A 14,562-nucleotide genomic window follows, 5' to 3' on the forward strand; every position below is an offset into this window, starting at 1 on the left:
GCAAGCTCCTCTGCTGTTACCGTTCGACTTGCATGTATTAGGCCTGCCGCCAGCGTTCAATCTGAGCCATGATCAAACTCTTCACTTTAATGATTCGTTTGAAGTGCAACTGTAACCAGTTGCCAGTTTGTTGGCAAAACTCAAAGTTCTTAACTTAAAGAACCCACACAGATTGTCTGTACTTACTGATTTTCAAAGAACTCAAAAGCGCCGGGCTTTTGCAGCTTCACGCCTCAGTGCGTGACAGCGGAGACGTATTTTAATGATTTCCAACCCCACGTCAACAACTTTTTTAAAGTTTTTTCATACAAACTTAATATTCTACAGCCCATGGGGAGGGATAAAACCCCATGCATATGAGCTTTTGTGACCTGAATCACGCCCTGAAAATTTTTTAAAAAAAGTTTATGACAGCCTGTAATTTTTAGTATCACCCCATCAAAAAATCCCTGTTAACCACCAATAAGTACCATTACTTTGACTACCCCACATATTTAAGCCACCGACAATGCCAGCTCTACACCAGAAAAATACTGTAACCTGGTCTGTACCAGGGGAAAAACCTGATCAACTTTGCAGGCCCGGGCCGACTGTGACATCCCTTGCCAGCACACTGTTAAGCCGAATACTTGCCGCGCCCTCACTCCTGTACCCAAAGCCGCTGTTGCTCCCGGCCGACATTCCCCAGTCTTTACCATGCGCAGCGCTGCAGCAGCTGCCGCTGCTGCAGCTGCTGCTTATTGCGTCTCTTAAATATGCAAAATCCCGGGACGCATTGCCCGGGAAAATGAAAGGCTGATGATCCTTTCCTTTCATACTGATAATACCGGATGGTGTGATTCCGGCATATGGCTCACTGATTGTCTGTCAGCCAGGTCTGACATGGCCAATGTTCCCCAACTCCCACGCTTATTGCTGTGCGACAGCCAGAGCGACAGCAATTGACACGGCAATTGTAATTGGCTTGTAATTGCCGTTGCAAGAGCAACTGCCAGAGCCACAGGCATTTCCGGTCATTGCTGCAGCCGGTTTTATACCTGAGGCCTTAGACTCGACCAGCAGTGTCGACCTGACTTGCCGGTGCGGCCTTTGACTCTGACAGGGCAATGCATCTGCTCTGTCATGGCTTTGCCATCTCTCGCACAGTCTTGCAGGAGACTGGGGGATGAATATTGAGATGACAGACAACAGTCTGAAAAGTTAAGAGGTATAGCCGCGCTCACCGTGGCAGGTCAGGTCAAGTCCAATGCGCTCGTCCTCACCTGAAACGCGCAGACCGCCAAACAGTTTTCCTGCAATCCAGAACGCAGCTACTGATACTGCTCCTGACCAGGCAACTGTAATAATGATGCTTCCTATCTGACCCATTGTCTGGCTTAACATGCCGGTATGAGAGCCTTTAAAGCCGGTACCCCCCAGATCAGGGGAACAGAAGATACCGGTAAGTATGGCTCCGGCAATGGCTCCAAGGCCGTGGACACCGAAGACATCAAGACTGTCATCTACTCCGGTCATGCGCTTGAAGCCTCTTACGCCCCACAGGCACAGCAAAGCTGCCAGTACACCTATAATGATTGAGGCTGCAGGGCTGACATAAGCGCAGGCTGGGGTAATACCAACAAGACCTGCCAGTACGCCTGATGATGAACCCAGTGATGATGTAGTGCCATTGAAAAATTTCTCGGCAAGTGACCAGGTAAGGGCTCCTGCTGCCGGTGCCAGAACGGTGTTGATAAAAGCCAGAGCACTTACACCATCAGGTGAAAGCTCAGAACCGGCGTTAAAACCAAACCAGCCTATCCAAAGCAGGGCACAGCCGGTATAGGTAAAAGGCAGAGAGTGTGGAGTTATGGCAGTGCGGTGCAGGTCAATACGGGGACCTGTCATCAGGGCTGCCGTAATACCGGCTACGGCGGCATTAATATGAACTACGGTACCGCCGGCAAAATCCCAGGCCTCAAAGAGATGTTCGATAAGTCCAAAGCCCCATACCATGTGAGCCAGGGGGAAGTAGGAAAAGACTGCCCATATGGCAATACCGGTCATGAGAGCGCCAAAACGGATACGTTCTGCGGTGGCTCCCACGATAATGCAGGCTGAAATAGCACAGAAAGCGCCCTGGAATACAATAAATACAAATTCAGAAAGGGAGCCTGATAATGATTCCGAAGTGATGCCCCTCAAAAAGATCTTGTCGTTACCACCTAAGATCAAAGAGAACCAGCTTTCTTCGGCATCTGCAGGACCAAATGCCCATGAGTACCCGAACAGGAACCATAAGATGAAGCAGATACCAAAGGCTACTATGCTCTGCTGAATAATGGAGAGCACATTCTTACTGCGCACCAGGCCACCATAGAATAGCGCTATACCCGGGACTGACATGAGAATGACCATGATGGCACAGACAATAACAAAACCATTGGCAGCACTGTCCGGTCCTTCAGGCGCTGCAGCAGACTGCACTGCACTTTCACTTTCAGCTGCTGAATCTGCAGCTGCTGGTGCGCTTTCATTTTCAGCTGCTGAATCTGCAGCTGCTGTTGTGCTTTCATTTTCAGCTGCTGAATCTGCAGCTGCTGTTGTGCTTGAAATTACAGCTGTTTCTGCAGGTGTCGCAGCAGCTGCCCCCTCGTCATATGTGCTGTCTGCTTCCTTGCTATCAGCTTCAAAATCGTTGTTGGACTCGCTGTGCAGCTGCTGGTAGCGCTCTATCTGCTCAGCTGCGGCAAATTCATCACTTATCAGCTTCTGGATAATATCTGCGGCATTACGCAGTGCCTCTTCGGTAAGGGCATAGTCATTGATCTCACCTGAATAACCGTAGTGCCCCTCATCCAGACTAAGATGCTCACGGCTGGCCATTTCAAAACTGTTCAGGCCCCTGGACGGCTCAGCTGTGCTGACCTGTTTAACTGCATCAATAATATTATCTGGGGTCGACTGCAGTCGTGCATTAAGACTGGTCATGGAACTTAAGGTTTCGGCAGCGACCCCTGCCAGAGGCTCGGCCGAAGCGGCCCCACAGATCATCATGCTCACAGCAGCGACCATGATGGAACAAAATTCACATCGCATAGATTGCATCCTCTTGTAGCTGAAACTATGCTTTTATTTTTCTTCGTTACATTTTTAAGTTCAAATTTTAGTTTTATATGCACAGCGAAAGCGCGCAATTACGGTATTTCTCCCCACTGAAAATGCAATTTTGCTGCAATTTAAAGCAAGATCTCCATCACACGCCCGATTAATGCACACAGCTTATGCTGCACAGGCGCAGATTTTTGCTTACAGCTCAGAGGCGCAGACTCAAATACCAGAGCTGACCCTGTGCACGCGCCCGCAGGCACGACCACTGCGCGCCCGCCAGCACGACCGTGACCTCGCACAAAACTGTTTGCGCAACCGCGATCTCGACAGCTTGCACAACCGCAAAGTCTGCCACGTACTCAGCCTCGATCCCGACTGCGCCAGGCATGGGCCAGCTATGCAACCAATATGCAGCTGCGCTGCAAACGGTATGCACCCGAACTGCAGCCAGCATGTACCCGAGCTGAAACCGGCATGCGCCAGAGCTGAAGCCAGCATGAGCCCGAACTGCAACCGGCATGCGCCAGAGCTGAAGCCAGCATGAGCCCGAACTGCAACCGGTATGCGCCCGAGCTGCAGCCAGCATGCGCCCGAGCTGCAACTGGTATGCACCCGAGCTGCAGCCAGCATGTACCTGTTATGCAAGCTGGCTCCTGCAGATGCCATGAACGTACGAAACCAGCCATATTTGCTTTGACTGCGCCCGGCAACATGGTCAGCTGCACCTGTTCATGACCATTTGTCTCACAGGTTTGCAATGAGTTTTAGCGGGATGATGCGAATATTGGAAAGGTGGCCATGGCGCACATATGAAGCTCAAGGAGTATGTTAAGTACAGTGCATTATAGATATATCGATATGTTACAGGGAGTTTTAACCACAGCCTGCCCTAAAAAGTCCTTATAAGGCGATCTGAGTAGGATTTTTGACTTTAAATAAAGGGGCTTTTGGGTCAAAAGTAATATGATCTTTCTATTCTGAGCTCATTGTGACTGATCAGCTGCCACAGAGCTTCCTGTGTTAACACATTCCAGCTGACCGGGCACAGGTAAAGGCCAATGCCGCCGCTGTCATGTCATGACATATGAAAGATCCAAGGCCTCAAGAATGGTCTACTGCATGCAACCCGGCTCAGGCAGGAGTCTTACTTGAGTCACGGCAATTTCCTTAACGCAGCATAGCGTACACCCCCGGGAGTTATTGCCCGACTGTCAAAGCTTGCGTAATATTGATTTAATAAGCCGTTCAGCCCTGTGCAGACAGTACTCAAGTCACTTTCTGGTTAAACACAGCTGGTGTCTGCTCATGCACTGTCATTTCAGTGCACTAAGCTCCTGCAGCTAATAGCAGGCTGTAACGACAAAAGCATTACCGCTTCAATCCCTAAATGACGCAACAGGAATGAATCTGAGCCCCGGATCCAACAAAAGCCTGTGGTCTGGAAACCAGCCTGAGCAGCCTGACGGGTTCTAATTGTTTGAAATTAATTTAAACGCTACATCTGCTAAGACAGAACTGTTCTCATTACAGTAATCAGAAAAGATGCAGACCGCCTCAACGCAATTCCGGATCAGCACATATCCCCTGTAAGGAAGTCACTCAGCTGTCCCGTGCATCATTGTCCAGCTGATTAAGCTGTGCAGTTTGGCTGTCCTTGTCGACAGACATAAGGCCTGACCGCAGGCTGATGCCCGATCACATGGCAGGTGTGACCCGACGTCTGGTGGGCATATCAGACGGTTTGCTCAGCGTATGGACTACAGCTGTGTCGGCCTGCCTTAAATACAGGGCAGTTCAGACATTTGGCTGCTTAACCAGCAGTCTGTTGAGCCCGTCAGCTTTGTGATTATCGGTTTTCGAACCAATGGGCTGGAGGGGCTGTCGGCTGCCTGCTGCCGACCTGGCTGCCGTTGAGGCAGTTGTCTGTCTGGCAGTGGGCTGTGCAACGGCCTGTGCAGTGGGCTGAGCAACGGCCTTTTCAGTGACCTCTTCTATTGAAGGCCTTTTTCTGCATAACAAGTCTCTGTTTATCTGCTTGAGACGGTCCAGGAATCAACATTTTCAGGCGTGGAATATCATGCGTTTGAATATCACCTCACTTAAGAGCCGCATGCTCCTTGTATCATCTTTGAGCCTGACCATCCCTGTTGTGGGCATGGTCCTCATCAGCTATGGCTACTGGGATAAAAGACAGCAGGAAGAACAGTTTCTTCAGCAGCAGCATGCCCTTAACTTCTGTATCCAGGATCTGGAAAACAGCATCTTCTACTCGCGTGTTTCCGAGCTTTCCAACCTTTCCATAATCAGAAATGAGCTCTTCCGCCTCTATCGCATAGTTGATCTTTCAGCTCAGTACACCCGTGTAGCTGATCTCAACCTGTCAGCCTCACATGCCCGCAGTGCCCTTATTGCGCCATCGCCATCTCCACACGCCATGTCTGTAGCATCCAATCAGGAAAATACTGACAGCGGCAGGACCATACCGCCATCGCGTCTGGAGCGGGATGACAGGAGCAAAGCCCCACTTAATGACTCAGCCGGTACCACGGGCCAGGGCACAACCATCAACCGTAATACTGGCCGTGTTGACTCTCCTTATATTACCGACCTCAAGGAAACTGTAGCGCTGCTGGACGGCACTACTGGTGCCTCTATTATTTCGGCTCTTGATAAAGCTCACTCAGGCGACTTTACGTACCACAGTCAGTATGATGGCAGCGATGTCACCATTCCAATGCCTCTGGATGCCCGCCATACCGAAAACAGCACCAGTTTTGCCGAAGCTCTTGATGCTGCCCACAACACAGCCTCAGATCCATCCCGTTTTGTAAACAGTGAAGGTCAGAGAGTAGATGCCATAAGTCAGGGCGGTCTGGCCACTATTGGCGCAGCTCCATTTAAAAACCAGTACACCCCTGCAGGACGGTATCACCCTGATTACGTCAAAACAGGATCAGCATCCGTCCCTGGCATGGATAAAAGCGCCACTTCATCTGACCTTTACCTCGAGTCTCTGGCTCACAGCATGGAGAATAAAAGCAAGGATGCTTCAGCTGCAGGTGGGGAAAATGATCAGGTGACCGCCGGTCCTGTTGAAGAAGAAAATGACGGCGGCAATATTGTCAAACTCGATCCGCTGTTTGACCGCTCACTGCTGGCAGAGCGCCAGCGTCAGCTGGATAACGGTCAGGCTCAGACAGATGATGCTGATGTCACAGGTGAATCCGATACCGCCAGTTCTCACCCAGTCTCTGACGTACAGGCAGTGGAAAGCTCCGATGTCATCTCATCACCAGGTGTTCGTGAGGCACATGAGGAATCAGGCCTCGCAGGCCTTGAGGACCTGGCAAGACGCATGACTGAAGGTGGCGCATCTGCTCCAGGCACTGCTGCCTCTGCAGCAAGTGCCGAGAAGGCTGCTCACTCATCTGCCGCCGAAAAGGAGGCAGTATCTGAGAACTTTGGCATTATCTACAGCCCTATTCCTCAGCTCAGCCGCACCAGCTCCAATGATGGATATGGCCCTTCTGCATCAACTCCATACGGCACAGGCATTCATGGATCCGCCCGCAATCTTGGCGATGCCATCAGGGCTCCTGGTGATGCTGATGTTGCTGCTGCAGCCGCTCAGGCTGTTGCTTCGGGTGATCTTGACCTTAATGAGGAAGACAACTCTCTGAGTATTCGTCGTCCTATTGTTGACCGCAGCCTTGAGCGCTACAGCAATTTCTTTATCAGCCCGGCTGATGATCCAAATGAGTCCTTTCTCATTGGTGCTGAAAGCCCTGACTTCAATAACAACAGAATCAAGCTGCAGAGCCATCTGACTCAGCTAAACAAGCTGGGCTTCATTGCTTTTTCCATCAATACCAGAAATCCTGAGCAGGACATTTTCATCAAGAACCGGGACCGTGTACTCCTTGATGAGCTGGCCAATGATGAGCGAACACTGAGCAACATTCTTTATAACAACAACAATGCTGATCACTCTTTCTTCGTTATTCTCAAAAGCGTACGTAATGCTGATACAGATGACAGTCCGGTCGCTCCAGGCATGTATAACCGCCTGTCAGGTGAGTACGAAGAAGACGAAGATATACATCGCGTTGACGTCCTGACCTCAGACGGTGACAGCTTTATCTCTGCAAACATGGGATCACCTGTAACTGCTGATAACATTGTTGGGCTGGACAGTGACGGTTCTGTTATTAAAAGCGGCACTGTCATCTCAGACTCTCAGGCCAGTGGTCCGCATCACAAAGATGATGGTCACAATCATGCCTTTAATGATGATGACCCTCGTTTTAACAACGACATCCAGGAACGTAACCTGCGCTACTCAACAGCTGCATCCATTGCAGCAGAGCGTGATTATCTACAGCAAAGAGATGTTTACTCTTCCAGTAGTGGCGCCCATGCTGAAAATGAAACTGATGCCATAACCACCGGCGCCAAAGCTGCAGAAGAACAGCCGCTTTCTTACCGTCAGGCGCAAAGGCGTCACAGTGTAAACAATGAGCGTGCTTTCCTTGCCATTGTGGCACCACTGAGCCTGAGCTCCAATCAGCTCATAGTCATCATTACCGACATTTCCAAGCTCAAACAGCAGGAAGATACCCTCAAACGCCTTATATCAAACTCTCTTAATGAGACTGTATTGTCCAACAGCATTACCAGTCCGTATAACATCACCCTGATCGACTCTGATCTCAATCCTCTGGCAGGAACTCTCAAGAACAGAGACGATATTGTCTCCCTGCTTGACGAGGATCTGATTCTCGAGGCCCGTCTTCGTGGTGCTGTTCAGTTTTATGACCCTGATACCGGTCAGTACGCCTCGCTGGGAGCCTTCAAGAATTACAACTGGTTTGTGCTGATTAACAGCGATAACAGCCGCATGACCACCCAGCTGTACTGGTTCCTGGCACTGGTGGGCATAGCAGGTCTGATCTTTGCCCTTATTATTGTCATTGTTCTGGTCAAAACGACCAGCCGTGATGCTGATGATATTAAGCTTATCAATAACAAGATTAAGCATCTTGCAACCCTGCTTCAGGATCCCGTCCTGCTGCAGCGTATATGCGACAGCCTGCCTAAGCGCAATGACGAAATCGGCGCACTGTCGTCCCACATAAGACTGATGGGCAAAACCGTGTACCAGTCGATCCAGGAAATTCTCCAGATCAACAAGGCACGCGACATGGAGGAAAGCGAGAAGCACTATATTGACCAGCTGCGTCACAGCGCGGTCAACCGTGAGATTTTCCTCAAGGAGAGCTTCAGCAATACCCTTAATGTCCATACTGAGGCCTGTTATCAGGGAGCATCGGACTTTTATGATGTCTTTGAGCTTGGTGACCACCGCCTGGCCATTTTTGTCGGATCAATAAATGATGCCGGTGCCCTTTCAACCAATATTGCTCTAATCAATATTGCTCTGATACGTCAGCTTATACGTCTGTCCGAGTCCATCAGACTGCCTCTGGGACGAGCCATGCAGGAGCTCAATCAGAACATTGTGGATAACAATCCAAAGTCCATTCTGACTTCTGTATGCATCATCATAGTTGACCAGCGCAACGGTAATGTTGAGTACTTCAATGCCGGTCACAACCTGCCTATTATCTACAAGAAGGAGCAGGGCTTTGACTACATTGACTGCCGTACCGCACCTGTCATCGGTGCGGCTGCCTCTGAGAACTTCAAGAGTATGACATTCAGCATCGATGATGGCGACAGCATCCTGCTGTATACCGACGGTGTGATGGACTGCGAGAACTTCAAAGGCGACAGCCTTGGACAGGTAGGTTTTGAAAACATGCTTCATGATGAAAGCTTTATCAGTCCTGTTGAGACTGTTAACAGCCTCACTACCAAGATTAAGCGCTTCACCAGGGACCGCAAGCAGACCAGGGACTACACTCTGCTGTGCTATCAGCTCAGCAAGATCAAGACAGGCGAGAGCAAGAAGAAAATGTAACGGCCGCTGGCAAGTCATGACAGCCCTGCAGTAAGTTCACCAGTCCTGATGTCAGGGCTGCTGCCATGCCCTATGACCAGGCTTATGCCATGGCTGATTCCGGCCCTATGACCGGCTTATGCCATGCCATATGACCAGACTGATGCCATGCCCTATGACCGGCTTATGTCAGGGCTGATGCAATAGCTGATTCCATGCCTTATGCCGGGCCAGCCCTTAAGTCATAAGGCAGTATCAGCCATGAGACTGATGTCCCAACAGCAGCCTTATGAACTGCACAATGCTTAACTGTCGGTACGATACGAAAAAAGCGCCCTCTCACCAGCCATGAAAGGGCGCTTTTCTATTGTGATCAGGTCAGCCGCTCTTTTGCAGCTCAGGCCTGGATAATGGAGGCCGCCTGCAGCTTCAACTCAACTGCATCTGCAGGACAGCCCCATATGCCGAAATCTAGTGGAAATAATCGGCAATCTGCTCGCGCTCAAGTGGAGGCAGGCCCAGACGCTTGCGCTCCTGATTGAGCATGTTCTCCTCTTCATCCTGCAGGTCAATACGCAGGAAGAAGCCCTTTTCATCCAGAGCCTTGCTAAGCTCCTCAGGGGTGATTTTCTGCAGCTTGCGGTCAGCATGGAGCTTGAAGACCATGACAAATTCAGGAGCACCAAAGGCATCCATCAGACCTGATGGAATATGGGAAAAAACGTCCTTTTCCACAATATAAAGGAAGCTGCGCAGCTTCTTGTTGCTCTTATAAACGTATACCAGACGGTCCATTGAAAGTGCTCCTCATCACTTAATTTCCATGGCCCTATTATGATTACCCATGCCCCAAGGTGCAACTGACTTGATCACAACTGCCCTGAAAAAAGGCTTTTGCATGCCTTACCGGCTGACCTGTCCCTGCATGACCACCTGTCTGTCCCTGCCTGCCTGCAAAGCGGCACCTTAACTTACAAGCTCGCTGTCATCTTAACTGACTGTTCACAGCCGCCACATGTATATCGCTCTCTCACTGCTTATACATGCTACGCCGCTGTGTAAGATGCAGAACTGCTGTGCTTTTGCACGGGCAGCCCACCTGCCGGTGCAGGGCAGCCCATCTGATGATGCACTGGCCGGCAATCTGATGGTGCACGGGCAACAGCATCCTGTCGTGAACAGGATTCTGCACTGGACTGCGCAGTTGTCTGGGAGGATGCTGGTCGGGGGAGTTGCTCTCAGGTAATTAATATGTACTTGTAAATCTGGCCAGTGCGGCTTTGGAGCATGATTTCAGCACAGCAAACTCCCTGGTAAAGCACCTGGGAAAGAGAGCTGTTTGGCCCTGTATTCCTTATATACAGGCCATCGAGGCCATCAGTAAAACTGTGATAGAATGTTATGATGTGCTAGAATCGAGTGATTTGACTAAGATACAGCATAAAAATTGCTTGTCATGGGCTTGCAAAGGCATGAGAAAGGCGTTTTACGTCGTATATTTGCCTGAGCTCACTCCTGACCTCAGGAACCTGGCATAGTTCATAAAGACAGGTCGTACTGAATTTTGCAGAAACCATTAACTGCGCTATTGCTGTAACATCCGGTCAGCATACGAAATTTCAGAATAACAAGGATTTTGATAATGGACTCAGCGCCAACAGGTAGCAAAAAGGTAATTCCTCTGGGAGACATCTCCCATACAGGTTTTTCCATAGCCGTCATAAAAATACGTGAAGGTACTGCCGCTGAGCTTGAGTCAATCCTGGCCTCAAAAATTGACGGCTCCATGGGAACATGGCGCAACTCACCTGTAGTACTCAATGTCGAAGACGTTGGTAACCTCAACTCTTTTGACTTTCTGACACTGCAGAGCGTCTGCCGGGAGCATGAGCTCTTCTTAATCGGCGTAACTGGTGTGGTCAACGAGGACCGAGCCGAATCACTGACCCGCCGCCGTATTCCTGTGGTTAACTCCTCACGCTACAACCGTATCCGTGAGTCCAACCTCAAGCCAAGGATCATTACCCAGTTTATCGAAGTTAAGGTCCCTGTTCCTATTATTAAGCCTTATGAAGTGCAGGTGCCTTACGAAGTAAAGGTACCAGGTCCGGTAAAAATCATCCGCCGCAATGTACGCTCAGGTGAGTCAATCAGTGCCCAGAACAGCTCCATTGCAATATACGGCTCGCTTGGTTCTCATGCACGAATCATTGCCTCACACCACATTTTTGTTTTCGGCAATGTAAACGAGGCTGACCTCTGTGCCGGCGCACCAATGGATGACGATGATCCAGGAATGGCAGACTCTCTTATCCATGTTCAGGGCAACTTCAACCCAGGCGTTGTCGCAATTGCCGGAAACTACAGCTCAGGCGAGGATCTTTACAACGATCCACTGCTTACTGCAGTGCGCAACAAAAATCGCGGCGTTGTAATTTCACTTGATGATACCAATCTTAAGTATCAGAGCGTGATCGACTGATTTGCCGGGCATTCCCTGATCAGCATGCAGCGCCCCAGCCAGGCCCAAAAGCCTGACGGCCAATGCGGCAAAGAGCGCAATATGCTCTGTAACAGACTTCAGGAAGCATCCTCAGTCAGTACCCGTCAACACCTGCAGGATAACAGTCAGCAGGGCTCAATAACACAGGAATGACGGGATAGAGCCCAAACAACGATCAATAATCTCATGGTCCCTGTCCTGCGCCGGTCAAAGCGTTGCCCGTGATTATGCGCAGCACAGGACCTCATCAGGCATGAGCACATGCATATGCCTGCCATTACCAAATTTTTCACCAACAGGTTGCCAAGGTAAGATTAAATGGCCCGTTCCAAGAAAAACTCCAGAGCTCAGACCTATACCTCCAGGAATGAAGCAGGCCTGTCTGCTGAAGCAGAAAAGGATACTGCCCTGACCGCTCAAAGCAATGCAGCTTCAGACAAGTCTGAAAGCTCCACTGCTGGCAAGGCCGACACCGGCACCGTAACAGACACTGACAAGGCTGAACAGAGCAAGGCTGCTGACAGCAATAACGACAGTGCCGATAAGGATAACAAGGCTGCTGATACTGTCAGCGATGACAAGGCTGCTGATGCCTCCAGCTCAGAAAAGTCCGACAAAAAAGCTGATGAAAGCGCAGATGATGAATCTGAAAAGGCCGTGACTGAGGCTGAAACTGACAAGGACGAAGCTGATAATGACAGCAAGTCCAAGAGCAAGAATGCAGATAACAAAAAGGGATCTGCCAGAGCAGCCAGGTCTGCAAAGACAGAAAAAGATGATTCAGCCGAAAATGATGACTCATCTGAAGATGACCAGAACAAAGTAGAGGCTGAAACAAAAGCTCCTGCAGCAAAGAAGGCAACTCCGGCCAAAAAGACTGCTGCTCGCGGAACAGCCCGCACTACCAGGAAGAAGGAGACCCAGAGAGTGTCTAACCAGGACGATGTCCCAATTAACGAGAAATTCAAGGCCAAGATCATCGTTGTAACATCAGGCAAGGGTGGCGTAGGCAAGACAACCTCTGCAGCCGCTATCTCCACCGGTCTGGCCTTAAAGGGTCACAAGACAGTAGTTATCGACTTTGACGTCGGTCTGCGTAATCTTGACCTGATTATGGGCTGTGAGCGCCGTGTAGTTTATGACCTGATCAACGTACTGCATGGTGATGCTACCCTCAACCAGGCTCTTATTAAGGACAAGCACTCAGACAATCTGCGTATTCTTGCTGCCTCCCAGACCAAGGATAAGGACAGCCTGAGCTACGAAGGCGTAGGCAAGATTCTTCTTGAGCTGTCAGAGATGGGCTTTGAGTACATTATCTGTGACAGCCCGGCAGGCATTGAAGCCGGTGCGCTGATTGCCCTGTACTATGCTGATGAAGCGATCATCACCACCAACCCTGAGGTTTCCTCAGTACGTGACTCTGACCGCATCATTGGCATTATCGACGCCAAGTCACGTCGCGCTGTAAACAGCTGGGATCCGGTAATTCCTAAGCTGCTGCTGACCCGCTACGACCCTGAGCGAGTTGCCCGTGAGGAAATGCTGTCACTGGAGAGCATTCAGGAACTGCTTACCATCCAGCTGCTGGGTGTAATCCCTGAGTCTGCAGAGGTTCTTACTGCCTCCAACAGTGGTGTAACCATCATCATGGACAAGAAGAGCAACGCCGGTCAGGCCTATCAGGACACTGTTGACCGTATTCTGGGTAATGAAGTCCCAATGCGCTTTACTACCGAAAAGAAATCATTTTTCAAGAAGCTTTTAGGTAAATAAGCCACGGCTTACACCCCTGGGCAGTAAATACTCTGCCATGGGCATCATTAAGCCCGGTTCTTAATCTGCCCTTTATCAGTATCCCGTTCATGCACGTGCATACTCAGTTGCGCCAGCTACAGAAACTGAAACTATGGGCTGACTGTTTACCCGCAGCCTGTTCTTCAGTGAACGACTATGCCTGTACCGACAGCCAGAGGCTCTCACACTGAGCCCGATAATGCAGCAGGCATTAGCACGGAAATCAGCTCATAAGAGCTTCATATTTCAGCAGTTGCTGACAAAACAGCTGTGAGTCTGCAAGGCAGGATCAAGCATGAGCCAGATGCATGAAACCATACCAGTGCCCTTTCACTGGCTGCAAGGCCGGTACCTGAGGCACAGGAAAAGGCCATAGCGATGGCGATGACAAATGCAGACAAGTGGCATATGTGCCCTAACCTGAACTTTTACATGCCCGACTGGCCGTACAATCAGCGGCTCTCAGGCAAAATCAGGTTGAGCACATGACATGCAGATACTGAAATAAGTAACAGTAAAGTCACACAGTGCTCAGACCAGAACCGTCAGAACACAGGCGTTATAAGCTTACGAACTGTATCTGAAGGTGAGGGTAAGTCTTTCAGAGCCACGGTTACTGACAGGGATCTTTGTGTGACAGCCGCCCCATGGGTAAGCCCGAACATAATTTCATTGCTGTTATGCCCGTAATTAAGTCCCGCAAGGGACAGTAGAGACAGTAAGGCGCAGTGCAATGTTCACAATTTGCTCAGAAAATTCACAGGACAAGCAACAATGTCTTTCCTTAATCTGATTAAGTCAGCTATTTCTTCAACGTCCTCATCTGCAGGCAAGCCGGCTGCACAGCCAACTGGCACAGCGCAGGCCGCCAAAAACCGTCTGCATGTACTTCTTGTAAATGATCGAGCAGGTACAAACTGTCCAGATTTTTTTCCTCAGCTGAGGATGGAGATAATGGAAGTGATCAAGAAGTACGTACCTCTGGTCGACATTCAGGACGTAGAGATCAAGTACGAGAACACGATGGACGCCCACATTCTTGAGATGTCCATTTCTCTTGAGAACGCCATGACCAACCGCTCCGCCCCAGAAAGCGATGGCGAAGAGCCACGTGAAGAGGAAGGTCAGAATATCCAGCAGTAAGCCGCCATGCTGGCTGAAACTCCAGCTCAGCCATCAACCGGCTCTGCTGTGCTCAGTCACAGCATGACAG

Annotated in this window: 6 protein-coding genes and 1 rRNA gene; 4 read left to right on the forward strand and 3 right to left on the reverse strand. The window is 50.0% G+C overall.

The features are described from left to right. A 16S ribosomal RNA gene (locus MXE41_RS10445) occupies positions 1-88 on the reverse strand; the annotation flags it as partial. Between the two features lie 1,112 nt (positions 89-1,200). Beyond that, entirely contained in the window at positions 1,201-3,078 is a 1,878-nt protein-coding gene (locus tag MXE41_RS10450; protein ID WP_247100450.1) for an ammonium transporter, read from the reverse strand. 2,089 nt (positions 3,079-5,167) lie between these two features. Between MXE41_RS10450 and MXE41_RS10455 the strand changes: the two genes are divergently transcribed. After that, the gene (locus MXE41_RS10455; RefSeq protein ID WP_247100451.1) at positions 5,168-9,070 is read left to right on the forward strand and encodes a SpoIIE family protein phosphatase; all 3,903 of its coding nucleotides are present in this window, start codon (positions 5,168-5,170) and stop codon (positions 9,068-9,070) included. Positions 9,071-9,520: 450 nt separating this feature from the next. Here the strand turns inward: MXE41_RS10455 and MXE41_RS10460 are convergent, their stop codons facing one another. Continuing rightward, complete coding sequence (locus MXE41_RS10460) at positions 9,521-9,844, reverse strand: YcgL domain-containing protein (RefSeq protein WP_247100452.1); 324 nt, start codon at positions 9,842-9,844, stop codon at positions 9,521-9,523. 847 nt (positions 9,845-10,691) lie between these two features. On the opposite strand from MXE41_RS10460, the gene MXE41_RS10465 reads away from it, so the two are divergent. The 3 genes from MXE41_RS10465 (at position 10,692) to minE (ending at position 14,492) form a co-directional block, all read left to right on the forward strand. After that, positions 10,692-11,531 (forward strand): hypothetical protein, encoded by an 840-nt coding sequence (locus tag MXE41_RS10465; RefSeq protein WP_247100453.1) that lies wholly within the window; start codon positions 10,692-10,694, stop codon positions 11,529-11,531. A 972-nt stretch (positions 11,532-12,503) separates the two neighbouring features. Next, the gene (gene minD / locus MXE41_RS10470) at positions 12,504-13,328 is read left to right on the forward strand and encodes a septum site-determining protein MinD (protein WP_246977447.1); all 825 of its coding nucleotides are present in this window, start codon (positions 12,504-12,506) and stop codon (positions 13,326-13,328) included. 795 nt (positions 13,329-14,123) lie between these two features. Further along, a complete protein-coding gene (gene minE, locus MXE41_RS10475; RefSeq protein WP_246977394.1) occupies positions 14,124-14,492 on the forward strand; it encodes a cell division topological specificity factor MinE in 369 nt (122 codons plus the stop codon). Positions 14,493-14,562 lie beyond the last annotated feature (70 nt).

It is taken from the genome of Anaerobiospirillum sp. NML120449 (assembly GCF_023051105.1).
GTDB lineage: Bacteria > Pseudomonadota > Gammaproteobacteria > Enterobacterales > Succinivibrionaceae > Anaerobiospirillum.